Source organism: Neisseria sicca VK64, from assembly GCF_000260655.1.
In the GTDB taxonomy this organism is placed as follows: Bacteria; Pseudomonadota; Gammaproteobacteria; order Burkholderiales; family Neisseriaceae; genus Neisseria; species Neisseria sicca_B.
The window spans coordinates 1-26,199 of sequence record NZ_AJMT01000044.1; the positions used below are offsets into that span (position 1 = coordinate 1).

Below are 26,199 nucleotides of genomic sequence, written 5' to 3' on the forward strand. Positions count from 1 at the left end.
TAAGGTTCTGAAGCACCAAGTGAATCGGTTCCGTACTATCTGTACTGTCTGCGGCTTCGTCTCCTTGTCCTGATTTAAATTTAATCCACTATAATAAAGCGGTTTGCATGGGGAAAGATTGTGTTACGGATGATGGGGAAAGAGGTCGTCTGAAAAGCTGGATTTTGGGTTTCAGACGACGTTTTTATTTGTTTTTTTAAGACAGGTTGGGCAGTGTTTTTCGTGGGCAAAGCCCACGCTACGGGAGGGGTGTGGATGGAACGTGTGGTTTGTTTGAACGCATGAAGAAAGGTCGTCTGAAAACGGGAAATCTGTTTTCAGACGACCTTGGTTACCATCTGTTTAACAAAAACTTATTCTGCCAATTCGGTTTGCTGGTGCGACATGAGTTCTTGTCCGACATCGGTCAGGAGGTTGAGGTAACGCTCGTACTGCTTGAGGATGTCGGCGATGAGTTCGCGGCGGTTCATGTATTGCACGTCGTAGCCGCTGCGGCCGTCGAAGAAGTAGGTGTAGGGCTCGTAGGTGACGTTGTGGCGGATGTGCGGGAGGTGGCCGTCTTTGATAAGCTGTTCGGACACTTCGCGCTTGATGGTTTTAATGCCGTACATGAAGTCGCGCAGGGACTCTTTGTGGATGGTGAATTCGACGGCAGGTTCTTCGCGGTCGAAGTGGGTTTGGATGTCGACGCTCAGGCCGTATTTGTCGGACAATTCCTCGCCCAGTTCGCGCATGGCGGGCAGGGCGGTGGTTTTGAGGAATTTGAGGATGTCTTGTTCCTGCGTTTGGTTCAGCATACGCTCAAGCCTGTCCTGCCAGTTGTCGCCGCTCCAATAGACGCTGGAGGGAGTGACGGCGGTCGTGAAGTATTTGTGGTCGGCGTTTAATCCGCGCCATAGGCTGAAACACATGATCAGCATGAGCAGGGCGAAAGGCAGGGCGACGATGAGGGTCATGGTTTGCAGGGTGGGCAGTCCGCCGAAGCGCAAAAGGACAATGGCGGCGGCGGACATCAACAGCCCCCACATCACTGCCTGCCAGCGCGGGGCGGCCACGCTTTTGTCGCGGGAGGCGATGTTGTTGAGAACGTAAATGCCGGAGTCTGCGGAGGTGATGAAGAAGAGGGCGATCACCATGAGGCTGACAAGCCCTGTGAGGGTCGGCAGGGGGAGGTATTCGAGGAAGCGGAAGAGGAGTTTTTCGGGCGTGCCGGTCAATTCGCCCAATGCGCCTGCTGCGGTGTGGTCGTTAATCCAGATGGCGGTATCGCCGAAGATGGTAAACCAGATGACGCAGAACAGGGAGGGAACCGCCAAAACGCCGAAAATAAATTCGCGTATGGTGCGTCCGCGCGAGATGCGGGCGATGAAGAGTCCGACGAAAGGCGCCCAAGAACACCACCATGCCCAGTATAAGATGGTCCAGCCGCCGAACCATTCGGTATGGTTTTGTTCGTAGCTGTACGTTTTGAAACTGAGTTGTACGAGGTTGCTCAGGTAAGTGCCGAGGTTGTCGTTGAAGGCGGAGAGCAGGTGGAGGGTCGGGCCGGTAGCGAGGACGAAAACCATCAGTACGAAGGCAAGGGTCAAGTTCATCTCGCTCAACATTTTGACGCCTTTGCCTATGCCGGAGGCGGCAGAGGCGACCGCCAAACCCATGACGGCGAAAATCACGATGGTTTGTACGGAAAAGGTGTTTTCGCTTATCCAGCCGATTTGTGCCAAGCCCGCACCCAACTGCGCCGCGCCGAAGCCGAGCGTGGTAATGATGCCGAACAGGGTGGCGACCAGCGCAAGTATGTCGATGATGTCGCCTGCCTTACCGTCGATTTTCTCTTTCAACAGCGGATAAAAGCAGGAGCGCAGGGAAAGCGGGAGTTTGTAGCGGAAGGCGAAATAGGCGAGCGCCAACGCCATGGCGGCGTAAACCGACCAGGCATGTACGCCCCAGTGGAAGAGGGTGTGGAGCAACGCATCCTGCTGCCTTGCGCCGCTGCCGCCTTCGGTGATGGGGGACAGATAGTGGGTAAGCGGTTCGGCGACACCGAAAAACATCAACCCGACGCCCATACCCGCCGCGAACAGCATGGCGAGCCAAGACCAAAAGCTAAATTCAGGCTCTTCTTCGTTGCTGCCCAGCTTGATGTTGCCGAAGCTGCTGACCGAAAGTGCGAGCAGGAAGAAGAAGAAGGCTGAAAACGCCAAGATGTAAAACCAACTGAAGTTTTTGAAAATGCCCGTTTTGGCGGCATTGAGGACGGTTTCTGCCTGCTGCGGAATCAAAAGCGCGATGCCGATGACCAGCAGCACGAAGGACAGCGTAACGGAAACGACGAAGGGATTGAACGAAGAGCGGTTGCGTAAGAAATGAAATAAAGACAAACCTTGACCTCCTTTGGGATGGTGAGGCAGGCGGATACGGGCGCAAGGCTGTATATGGTTGATTAACAAAAACTAGGAATAAAACATGGTCTGTCGGACAGGGTCCGAGACTTTCCCGATTTTTGGTAATCCACTATAAAACGCAGACAAAAAACGAATGGCGTTTAAACCGTCCTGCCGGATGAAAAACAAGGGAAAAAGAGAGTAAAAACGCACAGATGAATGAGCCGTAATGAGGGCCGGGTGAGACAAAATGGATGATGATTATTTCTTTTTTTGAAGGAATAATAACAAAATCAGGGGATTGTTTCAAATTGGGAAAGATTTGTGTGTATAGTGGATTAACTTTAAACCAGTACGGCGTTGCCTCGCCTTAGCTCAAAGAGAACGATTCTCTAAGGTGCTGAAGCACCAAGTGAATCGGTTCCGTACTATCTGTACTGTCTGCGGCTTCGTCGCCTTGTCCTGATTTAAATTTAATCCACTATATTTGGACAAGAAAGATGGCGGCGATAAAATGGGCAAAGGGGTCGTCTGAAAGGTATTTCAGACAACCCCTCATCAGTTTTATTAGCTATTGCCGCTATCTACTTTCTTAAACGACAACCAAATGCAGACGCCGACCGATATCAGCCAAGCCGCCAGCAGCCAATACGGGTTGAGCAAATGGGCGTAGGGATTCAAATTGGGATTCTTGATGGGCGGCAGATAAACCATAACGCCGAAGTAGGCAGACGATAGGGCAAGGCCGCTCAAAATGCCTTTTTGGTCTTTACGCAGACGCATCAGCATTGCCGTCAAACCGCTTGCCACCATGGCGGCAAAGCCAAAGAAAGTCATCGGGATAAAGTGTGCGCTCCAAGCTTGTGTGTCGGGGAAGGCGGAGTCCGGCTGCATCAGGAAGGCGCAAGTCAGAAAAATCGGCGTACCTGCCAAAGCAAAAGCAAGCGGAATCCACCAGCGGTAAGAAAAAACGCCTTTTTTTTCAGTTGCATGTTCAAAAATGACTTGCCCCGCATGAATGCCCGCCTTCACGGTTTTCACGGCAATTTCCCGCTCCCGTTTATACCCGCTTTCACTAGGTAAAAACACCAGCCCAAAGGGAATAACGGCAAACGCATTCAATAGGCTGAATATCGTTAATCCTTCGAAATAAAAATTAAACAGCATCTCTATATCTTTTGACAAAAACAGCGCAAACAATATCGTGCTTATGTAGGAACAGACAAAGCCGATGAGCATGGCGGTCAAGATATGCTTCAAGTTCCTACGCAAACGAAGCTGCGTCATCGCCATACCGGTCAGTATGCCCCAAACCAGCATATAGCCAAGCATATAGAGTAAACCGTTAATTATTGCAGCCACACTAGTCAGACTGCCGAACACCAGTCCGAAAATACCGAAATGGAGCATAGAGGCAAAAAAAGCTGCCACCCCGCCGGAAGCTACGGTAAGCTGAACGGTGAGAAACACGAGTAAAACGCCGTAACACAAGGCATAAACGGTAAAAAGCAGTGTAAGGTACGGCTTGCGCGGTTTCTTGTCCTTCAGGGCGGTGTTGTCCGACATTATGCTGGTTTCCTTTGGATGATTTATCGGAATTGAAGTAGTTTCAGACGACCTTTGAGCGCGGATACATCGAACCCAAAATCGTCGTATCGGATTGAGGTTAGGGCGTTATGGAAATTTGAATGATTATAATGGAATAGTTTGTGTCGATGATAGCCGTATAACGATATTGCATTTTCGTGAAACCGATAATAAGCAACAAGATTGTCCTTACAACAAAAGGTCGTCTGAAAACTGTTTTTCAGACGACCTTTTACCGTTTTATCACTCAAGAAAGCGACGGATTACTCCCGTACCTGCCCGTCGCCCAACACAATCCATTTCTGCGAAGTCAGTCCGTGCAGGCCGACGGGGCCGCGGACGTGGATTTTGTCGGTGGAAATGCCGATTTCCGCGCCGAGGCCGTACTCGAAGCCGTCGGCGAAGCGGGTGGAGGCATTGACCATGACGCTGGCGCTGTCGACTGTGCGCAGGAAGGTGCGGGCATCAGTGTAGGATTCGGTTACGATGCTGTCGGTGTGGTGGCTGCCGTGGGTGTTGATGTGGGCGACGGCTTCTTCGAGGCTGTCGACGATTTTGACGGAGAGGATGGGGGCGAGATATTCGGTGTCCCAGTCTTCTTCGGAGGCCGTCTGAATGTGGGGCAGGATGGAAAGAGTACGCGGGCAGCCGCGCAGCTCGACGTTGCGGGCGGCGTATTTTTCCGCCAATACGGGCAGAATTTCGGCGGCGCGGCTTTGGTGGACGAGCAGGGTTTCCATGGTGTTGCAGGTGCCGTAGCGCGAGGTTTTGGCGTTGAAGGCGATGTTGACGGCTTTTTCGGCATCGGCGGCGCGGTCGATATAGACGTGGCAGATGCCGTCGAGGTGTTTGATGACGGGCACGCGGGCTTCGGCGGCGATGCGGGAAACCAGCGATTTGCCGCCGCGCGGGATGACGACGTCGATAAACTCGGGGCCTTGCAGCATGGCGCCGACGCTTTCGCGGTCGGTGTTTTCAATCAGGCTGACGGCTGCTGCGGGCAGACCGTTTTCAACTAACGCCTGCGTAATCAGTTTGGAGAGCGCCATATTGCTGTTGAAGGCTTCGCTGCCGCCGCGCAGGACGCAGGCGTTGCCGGACTTGAGGCAGAGGGCAGCGGCATCGACGGTTACGTTGGGGCGGGATTCGTAAATGATACCGACAACGCCCAAAGGTACGCGCATTTTGCCGATTTGCAGGCCGTTTTCGCGGGTGCGGAATTCGTCCATTTCGCCGACGGGGTCGGGCAGGGCGGCAATCTGGCGCAAACCTTCGCACATGGCATCTATGGTTTTTTCGCTCAGTCGCAGGCGGTCGAGCAGGGCGTCGTTCAAACCTTTCTGCGCGGCCTGTTCCATGTCTTGGGCGTTCGCTGCGAGGATGGCGGTTTGATGGTGTTTGATGAGTTCGGCGGTGCGCAGGAGCGCGGCGTTTTTCTGCGCGGTCTCGGCGGCAGCGACAATATAGGAAGCCTGCTTGGCGGCGGACGCGGTGCGGCGGACGTAGTCTTGGATGTTTTGCATGATGTGCCTGCGGGGAAAGTGGGAATGGGTTGATGATAAGGTCGTCTGAACGGGAATTCAATAGGATGCAGGGAGACGGTTCAAATGATACTGGGGAAGGATAACTGAGAAAATCGCAGATAAAAAAAACCATCTATACTAAGGGGAAAAGTATAGATGGCCAAACACATTACGGGGAAAACGTCTTACTCACTTACTCACTTCTCTCGAAGCAAGTGTTACTCAGACACGCGAATTATATAATAGTTCACGAATGATGGCGTTAAGTTTGGTTAATGACATCTTAACACTTATATCATTATGTTTTTAAACAGATAAAAAAATCATAATGGTTAAATTTTTTTTGAAAAAAACTTCAAAATTTTCAAACTGTGATGAATTTCCACTCCCCTGAAGCTAAATTTTCTACCGTTCGTCCGTTGAATTCGTCCCGATGGAGATGTTCGACGCGATTGCCGGCGGCGGCGACCATGCGTTTGACTTGATGATATTTGCCTTCGGTAATGGTCATCAGCAGGGTGGTCGGGTTTTCCAAAACGGCTTCGGCGGCGCGGACGGTTTCGTTGTCGTCGTGCAGCAGGACGCCGTTTTTCAGCGTTGCACACAGGCTTTCGTCGGAAGGATGTTTCAGAGTAACGCGGTAGATTTTCGGGACTTTGTGTTTCGGCGAGGTAACGCAGTGGTTGAACTGCCCGTCGTTGGTAATCAGCAAAACGCCCGTCGTATCGGCATCCAGTCTGCCGACCGCCTGCATATCGATGTTGCGCATATGATCGGGAAAAAGGCTGAAAACGCTAGGGTATTGCTGCGGTTTGTGCGAGGTTTCGTAATCGGCAGGCTTGTTGAGCAGGATATAAAAATAGGGCATGGGGACGACGACGATGTCTTCGCCGTCTATGCGCAGCGTTTGGACTTCAGCGGGATCGATGTCGGCTTTGGCGTCGTTGTAGACCGTATCGTTGATTTCGACACAGTCGTTTTGAATCAACCACTGGCATTGTTTGCGGCTGCCTATGCCTTGGGATTGGAGGTATTTGATCAGTTGCATGGGAATGGCGGGAACGGGTTTCAGACGACCTGATTGTATATCAGGACTTTGTTTTCAAACGATAGAGGTATGTGGTTTCTTGATTGCGGGCGAAGGCGAGCGGGTCGGATTCGTCGGCGGCTTTGCGGTGGCGCGGTTTGGTTTTCAGAATATCGACCACTTCTAAAGAGGTCGTCTGAAAACATTGTTCTAGAAAATCTCGGTCGCGCAGGTGCAGATGTTCTGCCAAATCGGAAATGATTAACCACGCTTCGCCTTGCGGGTTTAAATGTTGCCGCACGCCGTTTAAGAAGGCGGTCAGCATGGCGTTGTCGGGATCGTAGAGGGCGGTTTCGACGGCGGAAGTCGGTTTGGCGGGCAGCCACGGCGGGTTGCAGACGATCAGGTCGGCGCACCCTTCAGGAAACAAATCAATGGCTTGGACGGCGACTTGTTTGTCCAGCCCCAAGCGGGCGAGGTTGGCGGTTGCGCAGGCGATGGCTTTGGGGTTGGTGTCGGTGGCGGTGATTTCAGGAATGCCGCGTTTGGCAAGGATGGCGGCGATAACGCCGGAACCTGTGCCGATGTCGAAGGCCGTCTGAATATGGGGATTCAACGGCGCTTGGGCGATTAAGTCCAAATATTCGCCGCGCAGTGGCGAGAATACGCTGAAGGGGACATGGATTTTGCTGTCAAGCTGCGGAATGTCTATGCCTTTTTTGTGCCATTCGTGTGCGCCGATAAAGCCCAAAAGCTGGTTGAGCGGCAGCAAAAATGGCGCGTCGTTCGGTTCGTCGTAGACATCGGCAAGGGCGGCGCGGACGTCGGGCGCGCGCGGGTTGTTTAATTGAAAACCCGCGCCGATTTCGACAGCAAGCATATTTAACACGCGGCTTTGCTGTGCCTGTTTCATGCGGTGGGCGTGGAAGGTCGTCTGAATATCGGCAGACGCGTTTTTTGTTTTTTCAGACGACCTGCGGACGCGCTTTTTCATCGCTGCCAACACTTGCTTGGCGTTGTGGAAATCGCCCGTCCAAACGGTTGCCGTTTGGGCGTGAGCGTTTTTCAGAATATCGGCGGCATTGCTTTCATGCACATAAACCGCCTGCTTGGGCGGCTTTTGCGTGCTTTCGTTGCGCCATTCGGCAGCGGCGCGGTCGGTGGGGATAATGGGAAACATGGCGGGAAGGAGGAAGGGAAACCGGCGGCAAGTTTACTATAGTGGATTAAAATTGCAATGATACGGCGTTGCCAACGCCCTTATGTACTACCCGTACACGGCGGGCGTTGCCGCCTTGTCTCATTTTTATTTTAATCCACTATATATTTCGGCTTGCGATGTATTGCCGTTATGGTGTGCTAGACAGTCAAAATAAGCGAGCGTAGTTTGGACTGTAATGCCTATTCATTATTTGACGGCAGGTATGTGTCGCCTGCCTTTTTGTACTCGGATATTGAAATAAAATTGGACAAAATGTATAAAATAATTCTGAATTTAAAAAGTAAATCCGTATTTTTAGAAAAATAGATTGTCGTTTTGTCTAAAATGCGTATAATCCCCTTCCAAAGCAAACCATAATTTCGATAAAGTTTGGACAAGGAACATCATGCAATTAGACATTGACCGCTTAGTTGCTTATTTCGGCGGCGTGAATGCACTTGCCGAAGCGTTGAAGCAGCACGATCCCGAAAATGCCGCAACAACCGCAGCCATCTATAAATGGCGCACGCGCGGGTCGCTGCCTTTGGCGCAACTGCAAAAGCTGACCGCGCTGGCGGAAGCGCAAGGCAGGCCGCTGGATTTGAATGCTTTTTTACAAAAAAACGAATCTCTGGAGAGAACAGAAATGACACAGACCAACCGCGTAATTATTTTCGATACCACCATGCGCGACGGCGAGCAGTCGCCCGGTGCATCCATGACCAAAGAGGAGAAAATCCGCATTGCCCGACAGTTGGAGAGAATGGGCGTGGATGTGATTGAGGCGGGTTTTGCCGCCGCCAGCCCGGGCGATTTCGAGTCGGTCAATGCGATTGCCAAAATCATCACCAAATCCACAGTCTGCTCGTTGGCGCGTGCCGTTGAAAACGATGTGCGCAAAGCGGGCGAAGCCGTTTCCCCCGCGCCGAAAAAACGCATCCATACCTTCATCGCCACCAGCCCCATTCATATGGAGCACAAACTGAAAATGAAGCCGCAGCAGGTCATCGATGCGGCGGTCAAAGCAGTGAAAATCGCCAAAGAATACACCGACGATGTGGAATTTTCCGCCGAAGACGCCGTGCGTTCGGATTTAGACTTCCTTGCCAAAATCTTTACGGCGGTTATCGAAGCGGGCGCGACCACCATCAATATTCCCGATACCGTCGGCTACTCCATCCCTTCCGTGTGGTACGAGCGTATCAGCAACATCATCAAAAGCGTGCCCAACGGCGACAAAGTAGTCTGGTCGACCCACTGCCACAACGACTTGGGGATGGCGGTTGCCAACTCGCTGGCCGCTGTTCAGGCAGGCGTGCGCCAGGTGGAATGTACCATCAACGGTTTGGGCGAACGCGCCGGCAATGCCAGCCTTGAAGAAATCGTGATGGCGTTGAAAGTGCGCCATGATTTGTTCGGCTTGGAAACCGGCATCGACACCACGCAAATCGTGCCGGTATCCAAACTGGTGTCCACCATTACCGGCTATCCGATTCAGCCCAACAAGGCGGTGGTCGGCGCAAACGCCTTTGCACACGAATCAGGCATCCATCAGGACGGCGTGTTGAAACACCCCGAAACCTATGAAATCATGACTGCCGAATCGGTCGGCTGGTCAACCAACCGCCTGACCTTGGGCAAATTGTCCGGCCGCAGCGCGTTCCGCAGCAAACTGGCGGATTTGGGCATCGAATTGGAAAGCGAAGAGGCGTTAAACGCCGCGTTTGCCCGCTTCAAAGAACTCGCCGACAAAAAACGCGAAATCTTCGACGAAGACCTGCACGCGCTGGTGTCCGACGAAATGGGTAGCATGGGCGCCGAAAGCTACAAATTCATTTCCCAAAAAATCAGCACCGAAACCGGCGAAGAACCGCGCGCCGACATCGTGTTCAGCATCAAAGGCGAAGAAAAACGCGCTTCCGCCAGCGGCTCCGGCCCTGTCGACGCGATTTTCAAAGCGATTGAGAGCGTGGCGCAAAGCGGCGCGACTTTGCAGATTTATTCCGTCAACGCCGTAACGCAAGGCACGGAAAGCCAAGGCGAAACCAGCGTCCGTTTGGCACGCGGCAACCGCGTCGTCAACGGACAAGGCGCAGATACCGACGTTTTGGTCGCCACCGCCAAAGCCTACCTCTCCGCCTTGAGTAAACTGGAATTCGGTGCCGCCAAACCGAAAGCGCAAGGCAGCGGTACGATTTGAGCTTAAATGGTTTGATTTGATTTTTAAAAGCAAAAAGGTCGTCTGAAAACCGAAGTTTGGGTTTTCAGACGACCTTTTTTATTTTTTCACAGAACTGAACAGGGGGAAAAGGTTAATCAAACACAGTAAAAAATACAAAACGAGTATTAAAATCAGCCATAAATTTTTAAGTTTTATACTTGAGTAAATGATATGAAACAATAAATCTAGGTCGCCTATTAAATGGACAAAAAAATACGCTGTAAGGATGAAACAGAAAATGCCAATAAACTTTCTTCCTAATAGAAAGAAAAGAATAGAAATATTGTTTATTATTAAAAATAATTTAATAATCATGGGGTTGTCGTTTATTTCGCCTTGTAAGTCAGATAAATTATAGACATCCCCATCAATTATATAGTCTATGATGTAAAATTCATCGGTATTAAGGAGAAATGAAAATGAAATAAGTAGCGATAAAATGAGGTAATTAATTGGTTTTATAAATTTTATACTGAAAATACGGTTTGCCATCATGCTCCCATTCGTTTTATTTTTTCTGTGTATTTTTTATAACGTATTCCTGCCTGAAAAGAAGGCAATAGGTAATATACATTGTAAACTAAAAAATCAGTCTATCATAAAAGCTTCAAACATAATCGGCTTCCAAAAGGTGTGCTGATTTAAGTGCTGACTCTTATTGAAGTTTCATCAGTCGGTCTTGTTCGACTGACAACACGCCGTTTACCTTTTGGAAATAAGCAATGGCATCTTGAATATTGGTTTTGGCTGATGGACGAATGGCAATTCCGTGCAGGTTTTTGTATTCGTAAACCAAGCTCGCGCCGGAATCGTTCACTGCCTTCATCAATGGACCTGAGCCGATGTCTTTATCGTAGAAAATAATCAGGTTGCCCGTTGTGTCTTGTGCTTGTCGGGTGAATATTGCTTCAGTCGCTTGGGTTGGTTTGCTCGGGCTTTGACAGGCGCAGAGTAGGGCGGAGAGTAGGATAAATGCAAAAGTTTTGTTCATTGTTGTTCAGAGGGTTGAGTGATTAAAAAAAGGTCGTCTGAAAATGGGGTAAACGAAATCAAATATTTTGTTTGCACCATTTTCAGACGACCTTTCAGATGAATTCGATGGTTATGCCTCGGGCAGCTCCATGTCTAAAACGGTTTGCTCCTGCTTGGCGCGGAAGTCGGCAAGCTTTTGTGCCAGCTCGGGGTTTTCGTTGGCAAGCAGTGAGATGGCGAACAGGGCGGCGTTGGCGGCACCTGCCTCGCCGATGGCGAAAGTGGCGACGGGAACGCCTTTGGGCATTTGCACGATGGAGAGCAGGGAGTCTTCGCCGCGCAGGTATTTGCTGGGTACGGGTACGCCCAATACGGGGACGGTGGTCTTGGCGGCAACCATGCCGGGCAGGTGTGCCGCGCCGCCTGCGCCCGCGATGATGGCTTTGATGCCACGTTCGCGGGCGGTTTCGGCGTATTCGAACATTAAATCGGGGGTGCGGTGTGCGGACACGACGCGGGCTTCGTATTCGACGCCGAACTCTTTGAGAAACTGCGCTGCCTGCTGCATGACGGGCCAGTCGCTGTTGCTGCCCATGATGATGCCGATTTTGGTCATATTTGCTCCTAGTGTATAAAACGTTATTCAATGAATGATTTCAGACGACCTTTGAATATGGGAGGTCGTCTGAAAAGTTATCGTTGCTTGATGCTGACGGCGGCGCGTTTGGCGGCGGCGCTGCCGGGGTAGCTCTGTATCAGTTTGCGCCATGTGTTGCGGGCGATGTCTTTCTGTTGCAGCTTGTATTGGCATTGCCCGATGCTGAAGAGCGCGTCGGGGGCTTGCGGGCTGTTGCGGAAGCGGTTGGCAAAGCGTCCGCCGATTTCGATGACGGATTCGCAATTGCCCATGCGCTGTTGGCTTTGCAGCAGTAGATACATATTGCGTCGGGCGCTTTCGCTGCCGTTGCCGCCGTCTGCTCCTTTTAAGACTGCGGCCGCTGCGGCGTAATTGTTGCGCTGATAGTATTTGAGGGCTTGGTTGTAGAGGCGAGTTTCGTTTTGGTCGGCAGAGTCGGCCTCAGAAGGCGCGGTGCCGCCGTTTGCCAGATAGGTGCTTTTGAGCTTTTGGTCGTCCAAACGCTGGGCGGATACTTTTCTATGGGCGTGGCGCGGGGTTTTGTTTTGTTTTTCGAGTTGTTGCAGGCGCTGGTTGGTGTTTTCCATCTCGCGCTCCAAACGTTCGACCTGCATACCCAAGCGTTCGATTTGAGTCATCGTGTTCAAATCGGGATAGGGAATGGCGGAGGATTCGGCTGCGGCGGTGGGAATATCGGGCAGCATGAAGGTGTCGCCGGATTTGGGTTTGGGGACGGTAGAGGCGCAGGCGTTGAGCAGGAGGATGCCGGCAAACAGGATGGGAAGGGTTTTGTTCATTTTATTTTTTAAGCAGCAAAGTCAGACCGTCGCCGACGGGCAGGGTAATGGGTACGATGCGGGAATCGTCGGGCAGGTTGCGGTTGAAGGACTGGAGTATGTTTAGGCTGGGCGGGGCATCGCGTTCTGCTTCACCCATAACGCGCCCGTTCAGCAGGACATTGTCGATGGCGATAACGCCGCCGCTGCGAACCAGTTGCAGGCAGCGTTCGAAATATTGCGGGGTGGGCGGTTTGTCGGCATCGATCAGCGCCAAGTCGTAGCTGCCTGATTCGCCTTGACTTATCAAGTCGTCCAGGGTCAGCAGGGCGGGCTGGAGGTGGAGGGTGATTTTATGGGCGACTTGCGCTGCCTGCCAGGTTTCGCGGGCGATATCGGTAAAGGTGACGTTGATGTCGCAGGCGGTAATTTTGCCGTGTTCGGGCAGGGCTAAGGCGACTGCAGTACTGCTGTAACCGGTAAACACGCCGATTTCCAGATATTTTTCGGCTTTGAGCAGGCGCGCGAGCCACGTCAGCAAGGCTGCCTGTTCGCGGGCAATCGCCATTTTCCCTAAACGGTGGGATTGCGTGCGCGAACGCAGGGCGGTCAGTACGGGATGCTCTTTTTCGCCGATGCTGTTGAGGTAGTCTTGCAGCGCCGGGTCGATATTGTGTGTCTGGGTGGTCATGCCGTTTGGCCGTCAGTCTTGGTAGTAGGTATAAGGTTTTTTGGCGACTTTGGCGGCTTCGAATTCTTTCTGTTCTTGAGGGTCCAGCTCGACATCCCACAACAGATGGCGGTTTTCAAGGCGTTGTGTTTCCAGCTGCGGATTGTCTTCGATGAGTTTGTCGAGGAATTGGGTGGCTTCGGATTTGTAGTGATACATGATACGGTTCCGTACAGGTTTGTGTCAGTCTTTTATTATAACTGATAACGCCGTTACGGTTTTTAGATATTCGACTATATAGTGGATTAACTAAATCAGGACAAGGCGACGAAGCCGCAGACAGTACAGATAGTACGGAACCGATTCACTTGGTGCTTCAGCACCTTAGAGAATCGTTCTCTTTGAGCTAAGGCGAGGCAACGCCGTACTGGTTTAAAGTTAATCCACTATATTTTCAGGGTTTATGGTGTTTCGGGTATAATGCCGCCTTGTTTTTTAATGCGATACGGCAGGTCGTCTGAAGCCTTTGCATAATATTTTGCCGTATTCCAGGCAGAATATTGTGCAAAGGCTTCGCCGCCGGTTTCAGACGACCTCTTTTTATTTTGGAAAGAGTTTTATGTTGAAAAAATGGTTGCATAAAGTTTTACCCGGAAAGCAGCCGAAGCAAGTGCCTGTGGCGAAGGAAATCCTTCCTTTCGACAGGCACCATATCAGCGCGGATATGTTGAGTTTTGCGGCGGAAAAAGTTGTCCGCCGTTTGCATGACGAAGGTTTTCAGGCTTATGTTGTCGGCGGGGCGGTTCGCGACCTGTTGCTGGGCGTCGAGCCTAAAGACTTCGATATCGCCACCGATGCGACGCCGGAGCAGGTTCATAAGATTTTCCGCAGAAGCCGCATTATCGGCAGACGCTTTCAAATCGTACACGTCATGGTCGGGCCGGAAACCATAGAGGTCACGACCTTTAGGGGTGGCGGTAAAGTGCAGCAGAACGCGCACGGCAGGATTATGAAGGACAACACTTACGGCAGTATGGAAGAAGATGCCATGCGCCGTGATTTCACCTGCAACGCGCTTTATTACGACCCGATTAAAGAAGAAATCATCGATTTTCACCACGGTGTCGGCGATATTGCCGACCGCAAGCTGGTGATGATCGGCAATGCGGCGGAGCGTTATCAGGAAGACCCTGTCCGCATCCTGAGGGCAGTGCGGTTGTCGGGCAAACTTGGGTTTGACGTGGAAGAAAACACCGCTGCACCGATTCCGGAACAGGCAGGTCGTCTGAAACACGAACCCGTAGCGCGCCTGTTTGATGAAATCATGAAGCTGCTGTTTTCCGGTTATGCCAGAGAATGTCTGAAACGATTGAATTCCCTAGGTGTTTCAGACGACGTCCATCCGCTTCTGACTGCGCTCAAATCGGCTGCAAAACCTGAAAACCGCATTATTTCTCTCGCCTTGAAAAATACGGACGAACGTTTGCGCGCAGACAAATCCGTGTCGGTGGGCTTTGTTCTTGCTGCTGTATTGTGGCCGGTTTTGAACCGTCATTGGCAGGACAACATCAAACGCGGTCAAAAGCCTGCGCACGCTTTATCCGAAGCGATGAACACCATGCGCGAAACGGTCGAAAAAGGCTGGGGCGTACCGCAGCGTTTTGCCGCGACCATGCGGGAAATTTGGCAGCTTCAGCCGCAATTCGACTACACACGCGGCGCGCGTCCGCACAAAATGCTGGCGCAAGCGCGTTTCCGTGCGGCTTACGATTTCCTTGTGTTGCGCGGAGAGGTCGGCGAAGTGGAGCGGGATTTGGTCGAATGGTGGACGAAGTTCCAGCATGCGGATGCGGAGGCCCGCGCGGAGATGACGCTTGCCACACAACAGCGTCGGCAACACGGGCAAGGCGATGGCGCGGATGGCAAGCCGAATCGCAAACGCCGCCGCTCGCGTAAGAAAAAACCGGCTGCGGATAAGCCGGAATCATGAATCGACGGATTGCAAACGGTTTTGTCTTATTTTTATAGTGGATTAACTTTAAATCAGGACAAGGCGACGAAGCCGCAGACAGTACAGATAGTACGGAACCGATTCACTTGGTGCTTCAGCACCTTAGAGAATCGTTCTCTTTGAGCTAAGGCGAGGCAACGCCGTACTGGTTTAAAGTTAATCCACTATATTAGTTTGTTGCAGGACTGAAGTGTTGGTTTGAATGCCAAATTGTTTCTGCCGTATCTATCTTAGTAATGAGGTCGTCTGAAAATTTTCAGACAACCTTTTTGAATGGTTTAAAGAATCAAGAGGGAAACATTCACCCTTTACAAACCCGCAAGCAAACGACGGATTTTGCCGATGGCAAGCTCGGTTTCCAAGCCGCATTCCGTCCCTTCCGCTCCGCTGCTGAGGCAGCGGATGTCGGTGATGCCACAGAAGTGGGCGTATTGGATGCCCAGTTCGCGGGCGAGGAAGGCTTCGGGCATTCCGGTCATGCCCAATACGTCCACGCCGTCGCGGCGGTAACGTTGGATTTCGGCGCGAGTCGGCCAGCGCGGGCCTTGCAGGCAGCCGTAAACGGCTTGGGTGTATAAGGGCATTTGGTGCTGTTGCGCGTGTTCGGCAATTTTTTCGCGCAGTCCGGCGGTGTAGGGTTCGAGAAAATCGGTGTGTACGACCGGTTCTTCCTGTCCTTCAAAAAAGGTGTCCTTGCGGCCGTAGGTGTAGTCGATCAAGTCGTCGGGCAGGACGAGCGCACCGTTTTCAAAGCGGTTGTTGATGCTGATGACGGAGGAAACGGCGACGATGTATTCCGCACCTATGGAATGCAACGCCCAGATGTTGGCGCGGTAGTTGATTTCATGTGGCGCGACGGTATGGCCGAAGCCGTGCCGCGCGAGGAAGAAAATGTCCTGACTGCCCAGTTTGCCGCTTAAGACGGGGCTGCTGGTCAGTCCGTAGGGGGTGCGGACGATTTTGCGGTCGGTGATGCTCAGTTCTGGCAGCTTGGTCAGGCTGCTGCCGCCGATGATGGCTAACATATGGTCCTTTGTGTAAGTGATTTCAGGGAGTGAGTGTCGGAAAGAAAAAGGTTTGCAAAACAGCCATGATGATGGAAAACAGGATTAACACCTTCATTGTTCAACATGGCTGTCGAAAAAGGGCTGGGAGGTCGTCTGAAAACCCATATCTGTTTTCAGACGACCTTTTTGTCCTTTTACTTGTGTTTGTAAAAACGGCTGTGGAAATAAGCATTCACGCCTTCGCGCAACAGGACTAAGGTTACGGCAGCAAGCGGCAGGCCGGCGAGCATGCCGACGAAGCCCATCAGTTGTCCGAACGCCATCAACGAGAAAATTACCCAGAACGGCGACAGGCCGATGCGGTCGCCGACGATTTTCGGGGTAACGATAAAGCTCTCGAGGAATTGTCCGATACCGAACACGACCCACACCATAACCAGACCATGCCATGTGCTAAATTGCAGCAAAGCGGCGACGGTCGCCAGCAAAAGTCCGGTAAATGCGCCTAAATACGGGATAAACACCAAAATACCGGCAATCATACCGATGGCGAAGCCCGAATCCAGTCCGACCAGCATCAGCCCGACCCCGTACACCAGCCCCATAATCAGCATCACCATCAACTGCCCGCGCAGGAACTCGCCCAAAACTTCATCCATATTGCTTGTGATGCGCGTATAAGTGTCGATAAAGCGACGCGGAACTAATGCGCTGATGCCGTAAGACCAGCGTTTCCAGTCCAAAAGGAAATAATACAGCAGTAGCGGCAGCAGTATCAGGTTGCTCATGCCGCTGATGACGTTGCCGCTCTGGCGCATCAGCGTCGGGACCCAAGCCTTGAGCGTGTTGCTCAATTCGCCCGTATGCGACTGCAACCATTTGACTACCGAATCCTGATCGATATGCACATAATTGCCCGCCACATGGTTCAGCCAAGGCAGCAGCCTGTTTTGCGTAAAATCGACGATTTGGGGAATGCGGCTGACCATATTGTTAAACTGGTTGATCAGCATAGGCACGATAATCAGCATCAGCGACAGCAGCAACAGCAAAGCGAATACCATCACCATCATGGACGCGGGGCCGCGTTTAATCTTTTTCTTCTGCAACCATTCCACCAGCGGATTCAACACATAAGCCAATACCGCCGCCACAATAAACGGCGTCAGGATGTCGCCCAGCGCGTACAGCAGCCAGACAAAAGCTGCAATCACGCAGCCCATAATGATCCACGGCTTCATGCCGCGCGTTTTTTTCTGATACATAAAGCCTTTCCATGTGTGTTTCAGCGGGAGCCGCCGCAATCGTTTTCAGACGACCCCTGACCGTCCAGTATAACAGAATAAACGGGGTCGTCTGAAACCTCAGATTGTTTACAAAATCACCGAAAAATCCAAGCCCGCGCCTGCAAAATAAGGTAAAATACGCCCCATCGTTTTTCCGTCCCAATCACGATAAGGAACCCATTCATGAGCACTTCACTGAGCTACCGCGACGCAGGCGTCGACATTGACGCAGGCGACCAACTGGTCGAAAACATCAAACCTTTTGCCAAACGCACCATGCGTCCCGAAGTGTTGGGTGATTTGGGCGGCTTCGGCGCATTGGTCGAAATCAGCAAAAAATACAAAAATCCCGTCCTCGTCAGCGGCACCGACGGCGTGGGCACCAAGCTCAAACTCGCCTTCGATTGGGACAAACACGACACCGTCGGTATCGACCTTGTCGCCATGAGCGTCAACGATATTTTGGTTCAAGGTGCTGAGCCTTTGTTTTTCCTCGACTATTTCGCCTGCGGCAAACTTGACGTCGCCCGCGCTACCGACGTGATTAAAGGCATCGCCCAAGGCTGCGAAGAATCCGGCTGCGCCCTCATCGGCGGCGAAACCGCCGAAATGCCCGGCATGTACCCCGAAGGCGAATACGACTTGGCAGGCTTTGCCGTCGGCGTGGTCGAAAAAGAGCGCGTCATCAACGGCCGCAGCATCAAAGCGGGCGACATCGTGTTGGGTCTGGCTTCCAACGGCGCCCATTCAAACGGCTACTCCCTCGTCCGCAAAATCATCGCCCGCGACAATCCCGATTTGGATGCCGAGTTCGACAACGGCAAAACCCTGCGCGAAACCATCATCGCCCCGACCCGCCTGTATGTGAAACCTATCCTCGCCGCTTTGGAAAAATTCACCGTCAAAGGCATGGCGCACATCACCGGCGGCGGCATTACCGAAAACGTGCCGCGCATCCTGCCTGAAAACACCGTCGCCCAAATCGACGCCAAAGCATGGGAATTGCCCAAGCTGTTCCAATGGCTGCAACAGGCAGGCAATGTGGAAACGCAAGAAATGTACCGCACCTTCAACTGCGGCATCGGCATGGTGGTCGTCATCGCCGAAGAAGATGCCGACGCGGTGCAGGCATTCTTAACTGAACAAGGCGAAACCGTTTACCGTTTGGGCAAAATCCGCGAACGCAACGGCGATGAGCATCAGACCCAAGTGGCTTAAATCACAAGCCTGAATCTAAATAAAAGGTCGTCTGAAAACTGAACTGCACCTTGGTGGTTGGATACCCCCCAACCACCAAGGTGCAGTTTTTTATAGTGGATTAACTTTAAACCAGTACAGCGTTACCTCGCCTTAGCTCAAAGAGAACGATTCTCTAAGGTGCTGAAGCACCAAGTGAATCGGTTCCGTACTATCTGTACTGTCTGCGGCTTCGTCGCCTTGTCTTGATTTAAATTTAATCCACTATAAGACCTAATCCACGATTACTGTTTTAAGGAATCGAAATAACATCTGCAATGCATCTTGGACCATCAAAAATTTTAAATTTCGTATCTAATGGTATTTTTTCGTTTTTTCTTATCAGGAACCAAGCGTTTGCATAACTGATGTTTTTATTTGGTATATACTCGTAAATGTCTAAAACTATACTTCTAGGAAAATTTTCTTGAAAAACACCATCTTCAAATTTACTTACGGGATAAAAGAGACCAATGGGAGGAATCGTCTGACAACCTCCGTCTTCTCGTAACTTCCAAAAAATTTGAATATTAGCAGTATTTTCAGCGTTTATCATTGAATCCTCCCAGTGTTCTAGTTTCAAAAGGTTTAGGTTATTTTATTAGGATTTTTAATTCATCCGGTAGCTTAGCACCATTTTCATATGCTTTTTTAGCCCAAAATGTGGCTTTTTCTTTATTTCCTTGTGCTAAAGATAAATCAGCTAAATTGGATTGGGCAATAGGATGTCCATTTTTTGCCGCTATCTCTAGCCATTTAAATTCTAAATTTTGATTTAGAGATACAAACATATGGTATTGATATAATTTGAATGATGAATTTTTATCTCCATGAGAGGCTTTTTCTTCCAGAGTATGAATTTCTTCATCCGAAATCCAATAAGTACTACCTGTTGATATGGAGTCAGCTATTTTTTCATTTATTTTCTTTGGGTGCTTTAAAAATTTTCTTAAGTTTGTAGATAAAATTATATAAAAGAAATATATTTATAAAAAAGCTAATTAACCCGTAAGTAAAGTGTATTATTCTTCGATAAAAGATATTATCAGCAGTAGGATTCAGGTTTAGTCCAAAATAAGTAATAATATCTTCTTCAATAATGGACCATGGAAGCGTTATGGTAATATTAATTAATTCTAAAATCCAAGGGTTTATTATAAATAAGATTATATATATAAATAAATATAATAAAAAATATTTACAGATTTTCATAAAATTACATATGGTTTGTAGATGTTTTTTAATGGTTTTATTGGTAGATAGTAGATTTTGGCAAGTTCAGGTCCCAACGCTTTATAGAAAAATCAGGATGAAGAATTAGGATCATGTTGGATATTTTTAGATGTATTCATAAGAGTGTCGTCGCACCTTACCATACAGTTATATTTTTCTAATTCTGAATATGAGAATTGTTCCCTACATTTAACATAGCAAATATCATGTTGTCTACAATCTATATCCAATACTCCCATTGGTTCGACATAATATCCATTATTTTCTCGAAGCTTACTGTATTGTTCTTCCCCCTTTGTCCAGTCTGGTCCACATCAATTCCCATAATGTCTAAACCAATCTAATATATCTATTTCGTAGTATCCGGTGCAAAAGCATAAAATTAATATCCCAAAATAACCCAATCAGATACTGCCCCAAAACCGGTCTGCATCAGGTTCGTAATACTTGAAGAAGTTGTAATATAGTCCTGATTCACGGTCGGCATACTGGTTTTGCAGGCGGAAGGGTTGATAAGTGATATCCGTTACCTTTGCTGCCTTGCTCAGGGGGGGATAATTCAACCTAAAGAATCAAGTTCGTAGTGGCTGACGAGTTTAGCTTGAATACGATAGATTTAGCGATGCAGTTTATCTCGTTCGGTGTCGGTGATAACGGGTGATTTGACTGTTTTCGTTGTAGTTGAAGTAGGAGGAGACATGGGGAAAGGTCGTCAGGCAATTTATTTCAGACGACCTTGGTGTTTATTGGGTCTCGACCCAATCTACGGCCACTATTAGGTTATAAAGAAGATTCTAAATATAAATAAACACGCTATTATATCTAAAAACAAGCAAATTATAACTAATAATAATAATTGAATAGTTTGACTTTTTGCTATCAATGATGCTAAGTATTTTGATAAAAAAATAATACTTAAACTTAAAAAGGAATAGAATAAAATCTCTACTATTCCTAAAATATAATTGCTTATATTTCCATTACAAATGTTTAGAATGAAGCTAATAAGTCCTTTCAGTTCTCTGGTTAAGTACAAAATAAATAATAGGTTTAAAAATGATGAGATAAATAATTTCAACATATTATTTTATAAGGAAACACAACGTTGTTCACACAACAGGTTGAGAAAAATAAGCCTGTAAGACCTCAAAAGGTGCAAACTCTTCTGTGGCTTTACCGTATTATAAAAATTCATAAAGCGGCACAACTCCTTTTTCCAATGTTCCGAATCTATAAAGGGAAATTTATCATACCAAATTTCCATCAAGATGAGAGCACTCGATCTAATCTACAGCTTAAATCAATATTTGCAACTTTCGAGATTAACTTAAGCGACAATATCTACGCTTACTTGGCAGTTAACCATCCCAACGAATATTACCGTAATTGCTTAATAAGACATTTATAAACTCCTCTCCAAACTCTCTTATTAATACCTTCTCCATAGCCTTAAATCTTTCAATGTCTACAAACCAATCTCGATCCATCATATGGAATAATCTTATAGATTCTTTTTTTGAACTTTGAAATGCAAAAACACCCCAATTAATAGGTATATCCTGAACCGCAACCCAATTTAAATCAGTATCTGCCATAATAACTCCACCGTCACCATAATCATTCGTACAGCTTATTATTCTTTGTATATTTTTTAGTGAATTATCATGTTCAAGAATCCAGTTTTCCAACATAATATTAAAATCACAATCTAAAACATTAACTTGCTTATTAAAGCCACCTAGATCTAACAAGTCAGAAAATTCTCCAAGAAACTTTAAATCCATTCCAAGCACAAAATCAAAGAACAAAAAAGTATCATAATTTGGTATTAAAAAATGGTTAGGTAAAGAAAAATTCTGCCCAATAAAAATATCATTTATGTTTTTCATAAATATTTCCTCTTGTGGGATAGGGTCGTCTGAAAGATGAATTTGGATTTTTTCAGACGGCCTTTCTGGGTTGTTGGGTATTGACCAAACCTAAGCGTTTCAATACATATGTTACAAAATTCGCTGTCTTACCCCATTGCGGAAAACCATTGCTGATGGCTGATCGACTTTCCCATCGACACCTATTCCGATATTTTTTGGATGAAAATTATAAGGAGAGGTCATCTAAAAATTAATTTCAGACGACCTTGATGTGTTTTGTCGGGGCTTGACATAATCTGCGCAGGCTAATCATCTTCTATATATAGACTTGCTATAATAGTAACAATCCTGCTATTTTTCTCCCAAACTTGCAACCCTATTGTTTCAAATTCATAAACAAATTGTGGTATGCCATCATCTTCAAAATCCAATTCATCTATTTTACCTATAAAATTACTCTCAGTAATTATTTTAAATTGCTCAATAGTTAATCCAATTAAATTAGTGTCTTTATAAAATAGTTCTTTATAGCAAAATATAGAATCAATTTTATTTTCTCTCACAGTAATAAAAAAACTACTATCTTGAGATTCATACTCACATACTCCAAATTCATCCGGTGAGCTGTATTTAAAAAATTGTAGGATAGAAATATATTTATCAACATTTTCTCCAAACTTAAATGGACCTACAGATTTAAACGGAGATAGATTTAATTTCATCGTTTTGATCCTTTGCTATGTTCTACACCTTTTGCTTTTTGTTCCGCAGTTTTCTTAATATTACTTATTTTTTTCTCTCAACTAAGCTTATCTCTTCTAGGCATTCTAGGTTTAATCTGCTCTTGTAATTCCTTAATCCGTTTTTCAGCTGCTTTAAATGATCTACACCATCTCCATGTTTCTCATTTTTAGAACTATCAGAATTTCTAGAACCTTTTTTCTGTTTCCTATTATCTTGCTACGCTTTATATTTTTTACACTTTATAAATAATTTGGAGTAAGAAACCGCGTATGAGCCTTGGGACACGCAGCCTACATATGGGCTACGGTTTACTAGAGGTTTAATTCACTTAAGGTTTGTTATTCATACCAAATACCATTTCCATCACTTCCATAGTCAGGATTGAGAAGCAAGAAATTAACAATATCCGATATTAGTAATGGAGAGGATAAGTCATCATATTTTTTTATTATATGTGTTGCTTTTCCATTGGAATAATCACAAATAACTCCTCCCTTTTTTACGATGTTAGTCATTACATCCTTTAATATTTCAATAATCTCGCAATTTGATAATTCAGGAAAATCATCTTGTATTCCGGCCTTGGTTCTCCATAGCCAAACTTCATCATCTAATATTTCGTTACTCCTTTTATCAATATAATCGTTTAAATCGCGGTATCCTTTAGCTTTTAACTTTTTATCAATATATATATGTTCTCTAGTATTATGCATAATAAAAATCTCCTAATGTTATATCATTTTTGATGGATTTTAAAATCTCGTGGAAGCCCTTTGACATTGAAATCCAGTGTTTCACCATGTCTTGACGAGTGCCTAATACCAAATTTATCTCCATTTGGTAATCCTGCCCAGTTTGTTGTACTCGAACTTGGTCGTGCCCGTCCGCTGGTCGGTGCTGTGGGTCAGGTTGCCGGTGCGGTCGTAGCCGTAGCTGCGTTTGACGGCGGTTTGGCCATAACCCGCCGCTACTTTGGTTTTGCCTTTGCCGCCTTCCGTCAGGTCATTGAGGGTGGCGATTTGCCTTTCAGACGACCTAAAGGGTCGAGTTCGTAGCGGCTGGCGAGTTTACCCTGTGTGCGGAAGATTTCGCGGTGCAGCTTGTCGCGTTCGATGTCGGTGATGACTTCGTCGTCGAGGCTGATTTGGTGCAGGTGGCCGCTGCCGTAGTACAGGTAGTTGATCTGTCTGCCGTCGGGCAGGACGGTGGCGGTGCGGTTGCCGTTGAAGTCGTAGTGGTAGCGGACGGTTTCGGTAACGGGCAGGTACAGCATGTCGTACTGCGCATCGCGCCAGTCGGTGTCGGGCAAGCCGTTTCGGGCGTTCTCTTCTTTGCTCGGCACCTTCCATTGGTGTTGGGCGATGAGTTGGCCGTTTCCGTTGTAGTCGAAGCAGGTGATGCTGTGGCAGTTGGCGGCGCGGACGAGGTTGCCGTTCAAGTCGTATTGGTAAGCGGTTTCCTGAACCTTGTCGTTATCGCGGGCAAGGGTGTGGATCAGCCGTCCCAATATATCGCGTTTGAACTCGGTAATCCGCAGCGGGGTTTGGCTGTCGAGGTCGTCTGAAAGCGGGGATACGTCTTTTTTGGGGACGGGCTGTCCGCCCAGTTGCGCCATCAGTTTGGCGGCGAGGGAGGCGTCGTCACCGAATTCGCGCTGCTCGACCAGCTCGTTGCCGGCGTTGTAGCGGTAGCCGGTCAGTTTATGGTCGAAGCCGCTTTCGGCAATCAGACGGTCGAGGACGTCGTAGGCAAAGCGGTAGCGCGCACCGTTTTCATTGGTGAGGCCGACCAAGCGGCGGGCTTTGTCGTAATGGTAGCCGAAGGTGTGTCCCAAGGCATTGGTGCGTCGGGTCGGCAGACCGTCTTGGCCGTATTCGTAGGAAGTGGTATGGCCTTCGCCGTCGGTATGGGTTTTCAGACGACCCGCGGCATCGTAGCCGAAGGTCTCTTTGCTGCCGTCGGGATAGAGGGCGAGGGTAAGGTTTTGGTCGGCGTCGTAATGGTATTCGGTGTGCTGTCCCAGCGCATCGGTAATGCGCGCCAGTTGCCCTTCGGGGGTGTAGGCCAGTTTGGTTTCGTAACCGGAACAGTCGGTAATGAGGTCGGGCTGGCGGTTTTCATTATAGTGATAAGCGGTACTGCTGCCGTTCGGATCGGTCACCGACAGCAACAGGCCGTTGTCGGCGTATTCGAAACGGGTGGTATGTTTCAGCGGGTCGGTATGGGTCAGCAGGTTGCCCGCTTCGTCGTAGGTATAGCCGTCATAACGGCCTTCCGCATCACTTTTACGGATCAGGCGGTAGCAGTCGTCATAGTCGAAATGCAGGATGGCGCCGTCGGGGCGGACGATGGCCTCTACCTGCCCTTCGTTGCTGTACTGATAACGGGTAACGCGCCCCATCGCATCGGTGTGGCTGAGCAGACGGCCCAAACCGTCGCGTTCCATCAACACAGCGCTGCCGTCGGCAAACACCCGCTTGGTCAACTCGTTGTTGTAATCGTAATGATATTGCTCGGTACGGCCCAACACGTCGGTCACCTCGGTATAACCGTCGTGATAGGTAAAACGCCATTCCTCGCCCAAAGACGTCCAGTTGCGCAACACCTTGCCGGTCGGGGTGTAATGGTCGTATTCGTATTCCGATACCAATCCTGCCGCATCCGTGTGCGACACCATCAGATTGTTTTTATAGCCGAAGCTGCGTTTGACGTTGCCGTCGCGGCCGATGACGCGGACCAAGTCGCCGCTGCCGTTGTATTCGTAGCGGACCAGCGGACTGCCAACCCGGACCGTTTCGCCGAAGACCGGCAAACCCTCCAACAGCGACACCGACATCAGCCGCATTTTGGGCGACTGTTCGTCCGCCACATTGCCGAAGTTCAGCGAGAACACTCGGCCGTTGCCGTCGATGACGTATTGCGGCAGACCGGTCAGCGGATGATAGACGAAACGCTGATGGTTGCCGTTGGCGTCTTCCACCGCCACCAGCGGGAAGAGGGTGGAATCTTCGTCCGAACCGTCTTCCGCGACGACCAAAGGCGCAAAACGCAGCGCTATCGAACCGTCCAGCGACGCGATGACATAATGCCCGTCCGGATTTTTGCTGAACCAGATCTGTTCGCTCTCAAACAAGACCGGTTCCTCATCGTCTTCATCGACTTCCGGCAGCGGGAACAGACGGCCCTGATCGTCGATATAGGCCAATCCCGCCGCATCGCGGATGATGCGTTGGCAGCCCGGCACGCTCCAGCCCTCGCCGAGCCAGCCGATACCGTCTTGATCGGAATAATAGCTGCGGCTCCAGACCAGCGGCAGGATGCCTTCAAAGGCAAAGTCGGTTTCATCCTCTAAAAACTTCAGCCCGTGTATCGGATTGACCGGGCGGCCGGCAGCAGCGGCGGCTTTACAGGAAATACAGGGTTTTTTTCCTAGTTTTCCTTTGAACTTGTTGTTCATGTGGAACATATCGCCGGCGCGTATGATATAGCGTTTGCGGATTTTAACCGAAGAGGAGTGCATCATCGGCCAGGCCGGTTTGGTGGCGGTGCGGGACAACACACCCTTGCGGCCCGGAAGGGCGGGTTCGTCACCGGTAGTGCGGTTGGTTTTACTGGCCTTGAAGACGAAGGCGGGCTTGCGGTTGAGGCGGACGTCTTTGGCAACGGTTTTGGCGTTGCCCAGGTCGGCGAAGAGCGGGAAGGGGATGGGCGGTGTGATAGGAGGAGCGGGAGGGGGTGCCCAGCAGAAATCGGGGAGGGTACAGATTACATAGAAGTCGCTGTCTTTACGGGCGATTTTATTGAATGCCATGG

At 49.2% G+C, this 26,199-nt stretch carries 20 protein-coding genes and 2 pseudogenes; 3 read left to right on the forward strand and 19 right to left on the reverse strand.

Annotated elements, in window-relative coordinates:
• Positions 1-353 precede the first annotated feature (353 nt).
• From HMPREF1051_RS02680 to HMPREF1051_RS02700, 5 genes are all read right to left on the reverse strand, one after another.
• Positions 354-2,381, reverse strand: a complete 2,028-nt coding sequence (locus tag HMPREF1051_RS02680) for a BCCT family transporter (protein ID WP_003764122.1) — start codon at positions 2,379-2,381, stop codon at positions 354-356.
• Positions 2,382-2,951: 570 nt separating this feature from the next.
• The gene (locus tag HMPREF1051_RS02685; RefSeq protein WP_003764138.1) at positions 2,952-3,950 is read right to left on the reverse strand and encodes a hypothetical protein; all 999 of its coding nucleotides are present in this window, start codon (positions 3,948-3,950) and stop codon (positions 2,952-2,954) included.
• A 284-nt stretch (positions 3,951-4,234) separates the two neighbouring features.
• Positions 4,235-5,494 (reverse strand): glutamate-5-semialdehyde dehydrogenase, encoded by a 1,260-nt coding sequence (locus tag HMPREF1051_RS02690; RefSeq protein WP_003764189.1) that lies wholly within the window; start codon positions 5,492-5,494, stop codon positions 4,235-4,237.
• A 364-nt stretch (positions 5,495-5,858) separates the two neighbouring features.
• A complete protein-coding gene (locus HMPREF1051_RS02695) occupies positions 5,859-6,542 on the reverse strand; it encodes a 16S rRNA pseudouridine(516) synthase (RefSeq protein WP_003764175.1) in 684 nt (227 codons plus the stop codon).
• 40 nt (positions 6,543-6,582) lie between these two features.
• Entirely contained in the window at positions 6,583-7,701 is a 1,119-nt protein-coding gene (locus HMPREF1051_RS02700) for a methyltransferase (protein ID WP_003764134.1), read from the reverse strand.
• A 427-nt stretch (positions 7,702-8,128) separates the two neighbouring features.
• Here HMPREF1051_RS02700 and HMPREF1051_RS02705 point away from each other — a divergent pair, with 427 nt between their 5' ends.
• Positions 8,129-9,922 carry a 2-isopropylmalate synthase gene (locus HMPREF1051_RS02705; protein ID WP_003764131.1) on the forward strand — a complete coding sequence of 598 codons (1,794 nt, stop codon included), beginning with the start codon at positions 8,129-8,131 and terminating at the stop codon, positions 9,920-9,922.
• Between the two features lie 676 nt (positions 9,923-10,598).
• Here the strand turns inward: HMPREF1051_RS02705 and HMPREF1051_RS02715 are convergent.
• The 5 genes from HMPREF1051_RS02715 to HMPREF1051_RS02735 form a co-directional block, all read right to left on the reverse strand.
• Positions 10,599-10,934, reverse strand: coding sequence for a hypothetical protein (locus HMPREF1051_RS02715; protein WP_003764179.1), 336 nt, complete (start codon positions 10,932-10,934; stop codon positions 10,599-10,601).
• 111 nt (positions 10,935-11,045) lie between these two features.
• Positions 11,046-11,531: a 5-(carboxyamino)imidazole ribonucleotide mutase gene (gene purE, locus HMPREF1051_RS02720; RefSeq protein WP_003764126.1), complete on the reverse strand. Its 486-nt coding sequence runs from the start codon at positions 11,529-11,531 to the stop codon at positions 11,046-11,048.
• A gap of 77 nt (positions 11,532-11,608) precedes the next feature.
• Positions 11,609-12,349, reverse strand: a complete 741-nt coding sequence (locus HMPREF1051_RS02725) for a tetratricopeptide repeat protein (RefSeq protein WP_003764152.1) — start codon at positions 12,347-12,349, stop codon at positions 11,609-11,611.
• A gap of 1 nt (position 12,350) precedes the next feature.
• Positions 12,351-13,019 carry a class I SAM-dependent methyltransferase gene (locus HMPREF1051_RS02730; RefSeq protein ID WP_003764187.1) on the reverse strand — a complete coding sequence of 223 codons (669 nt, stop codon included), beginning with the start codon at positions 13,017-13,019 and terminating at the stop codon, positions 12,351-12,353.
• 12 nt (positions 13,020-13,031) lie between these two features.
• Positions 13,032-13,217, reverse strand: coding sequence for a DUF3460 family protein (locus HMPREF1051_RS02735; RefSeq protein WP_003761287.1), 186 nt, complete (start codon positions 13,215-13,217; stop codon positions 13,032-13,034).
• 400 nt (positions 13,218-13,617) lie between these two features.
• On the opposite strand from HMPREF1051_RS02735, the gene HMPREF1051_RS02740 reads away from it, so the two are divergent.
• Positions 13,618-14,988 (forward strand): polynucleotide adenylyltransferase PcnB, encoded by a 1,371-nt coding sequence (locus HMPREF1051_RS02740; protein WP_003764158.1) that lies wholly within the window; start codon positions 13,618-13,620, stop codon positions 14,986-14,988.
• A gap of 329 nt (positions 14,989-15,317) precedes the next feature.
• Here the strand turns inward: HMPREF1051_RS02740 and HMPREF1051_RS02745 are convergent, their stop codons facing one another.
• A complete protein-coding gene (locus HMPREF1051_RS02745) occupies positions 15,318-16,034 on the reverse strand; it encodes an S-methyl-5'-thioinosine phosphorylase (RefSeq protein WP_003764149.1) in 717 nt (238 codons plus the stop codon).
• 176 nt (positions 16,035-16,210) lie between these two features.
• Positions 16,211-17,281, reverse strand: a complete 1,071-nt coding sequence (locus HMPREF1051_RS02750) for an AI-2E family transporter (protein WP_003764144.1) — start codon at positions 17,279-17,281, stop codon at positions 16,211-16,213.
• 204 nt (positions 17,282-17,485) lie between these two features.
• Between HMPREF1051_RS02750 and purM the strand changes: the two genes are divergently transcribed.
• A complete protein-coding gene (gene purM, locus HMPREF1051_RS02755) occupies positions 17,486-18,520 on the forward strand; it encodes a phosphoribosylformylglycinamidine cyclo-ligase (RefSeq protein ID WP_003764184.1) in 1,035 nt (344 codons plus the stop codon).
• Between the two features lie 271 nt (positions 18,521-18,791).
• On the opposite strand, the gene HMPREF1051_RS02760 is transcribed toward purM, so the two are convergent.
• The 7 genes and pseudogenes from HMPREF1051_RS02760 to HMPREF1051_RS15070 all read right to left on the reverse strand — a co-directional run bounded on the left by HMPREF1051_RS02760 (position 18,792) and on the right by HMPREF1051_RS15070 (position 26,197).
• Positions 18,792-19,121, reverse strand: coding sequence for a hypothetical protein (locus HMPREF1051_RS02760; protein WP_141758449.1), 330 nt, complete (start codon positions 19,119-19,121; stop codon positions 18,792-18,794).
• 10 nt (positions 19,122-19,131) lie between these two features.
• The gene (locus tag HMPREF1051_RS15060) at positions 19,132-19,329 is read right to left on the reverse strand and encodes a hypothetical protein (protein WP_003764191.1); all 198 of its coding nucleotides are present in this window, start codon (positions 19,327-19,329) and stop codon (positions 19,132-19,134) included.
• Between the two features lie 1,551 nt (positions 19,330-20,880).
• Positions 20,881-21,038: pseudogene (locus HMPREF1051_RS15550) on the reverse strand (IS481 family transposase); the annotation flags it as partial.
• Between the two features lie 91 nt (positions 21,039-21,129).
• Positions 21,130-21,660: a hypothetical protein gene (locus tag HMPREF1051_RS02775; RefSeq protein ID WP_003764124.1), complete on the reverse strand. Its 531-nt coding sequence runs from the start codon at positions 21,658-21,660 to the stop codon at positions 21,130-21,132.
• A 287-nt stretch (positions 21,661-21,947) separates the two neighbouring features.
• Positions 21,948-22,364 carry a hypothetical protein gene (locus tag HMPREF1051_RS02780; protein WP_003764181.1) on the reverse strand — a complete coding sequence of 139 codons (417 nt, stop codon included), beginning with the start codon at positions 22,362-22,364 and terminating at the stop codon, positions 21,948-21,950.
• A gap of 360 nt (positions 22,365-22,724) precedes the next feature.
• A complete protein-coding gene (locus tag HMPREF1051_RS02785; RefSeq protein WP_003761246.1) occupies positions 22,725-23,099 on the reverse strand; it encodes a hypothetical protein in 375 nt (124 codons plus the stop codon).
• A gap of 114 nt (positions 23,100-23,213) precedes the next feature.
• A pseudogene (locus HMPREF1051_RS15070) lies at positions 23,214-26,197 on the reverse strand (PAAR-like domain-containing protein).
• Positions 26,198-26,199: the final 2 nt, after the last annotated feature.

Excerpts from the sequence above, each read along its gene's own strand:
- HMPREF1051_RS02685 (WP_003764138.1), bottom strand. The coding sequence starts at position 3,950 with ATGTCGGACAACACCGCCCTGAAGGACAAGAAACCGCGCAAGCCGTAC.
- HMPREF1051_RS02690 (WP_003764189.1), bottom strand. The coding sequence starts at position 5,494 with ATGCAAAACATCCAAGACTACGTCCGCCGCACCGCGTCCGCCGCCAAG.
- HMPREF1051_RS02695 (WP_003764175.1), bottom strand. The coding sequence starts at position 6,542 with ATGCAACTGATCAAATACCTCCAATCCCAAGGCATAGGCAGCCGCAAA.
- HMPREF1051_RS02700 (WP_003764134.1), bottom strand. The coding sequence starts at position 7,701 with ATGTTTCCCATTATCCCCACCGACCGCGCCGCTGCCGAATGGCGCAAC.
- HMPREF1051_RS02705 (WP_003764131.1), top strand. The coding sequence starts at position 8,129 with ATGCAATTAGACATTGACCGCTTAGTTGCTTATTTCGGCGGCGTGAAT.
- HMPREF1051_RS02715 (WP_003764179.1), bottom strand. The coding sequence starts at position 10,934 with ATGAACAAAACTTTTGCATTTATCCTACTCTCCGCCCTACTCTGCGCC.
- purE (WP_003764126.1), bottom strand. The coding sequence starts at position 11,531 with ATGACCAAAATCGGCATCATCATGGGCAGCAACAGCGACTGGCCCGTC.
- HMPREF1051_RS02725 (WP_003764152.1), bottom strand. The coding sequence starts at position 12,349 with ATGAACAAAACCCTTCCCATCCTGTTTGCCGGCATCCTCCTGCTCAAC.
- HMPREF1051_RS02730 (WP_003764187.1), bottom strand. The coding sequence starts at position 13,019 with ATGACCACCCAGACACACAATATCGACCCGGCGCTGCAAGACTACCTC.
- HMPREF1051_RS02735 (WP_003761287.1), bottom strand. The coding sequence starts at position 13,217 with ATGTATCACTACAAATCCGAAGCCACCCAATTCCTCGACAAACTCATC.
- HMPREF1051_RS02740 (WP_003764158.1), top strand. The coding sequence starts at position 13,618 with ATGTTGAAAAAATGGTTGCATAAAGTTTTACCCGGAAAGCAGCCGAAG.
- HMPREF1051_RS02745 (WP_003764149.1), bottom strand. The coding sequence starts at position 16,034 with ATGTTAGCCATCATCGGCGGCAGCAGCCTGACCAAGCTGCCAGAACTG.
- HMPREF1051_RS02750 (WP_003764144.1), bottom strand. The coding sequence starts at position 17,281 with ATGTATCAGAAAAAAACGCGCGGCATGAAGCCGTGGATCATTATGGGC.
- purM (WP_003764184.1), top strand. The coding sequence starts at position 17,486 with ATGAGCACTTCACTGAGCTACCGCGACGCAGGCGTCGACATTGACGCA.
- HMPREF1051_RS15060 (WP_003764191.1), bottom strand. The coding sequence starts at position 19,329 with ATGTTTGTATCTCTAAATCAAAATTTAGAATTTAAATGGCTAGAGATA.
- HMPREF1051_RS02775 (WP_003764124.1), bottom strand. The coding sequence starts at position 21,660 with ATGAAAAACATAAATGATATTTTTATTGGGCAGAATTTTTCTTTACCT.
- HMPREF1051_RS02780 (WP_003764181.1), bottom strand. The coding sequence starts at position 22,364 with ATGAAATTAAATCTATCTCCGTTTAAATCTGTAGGTCCATTTAAGTTT.
- HMPREF1051_RS02785 (WP_003761246.1), bottom strand. The coding sequence starts at position 23,099 with ATGCATAATACTAGAGAACATATATATATTGATAAAAAGTTAAAAGCT.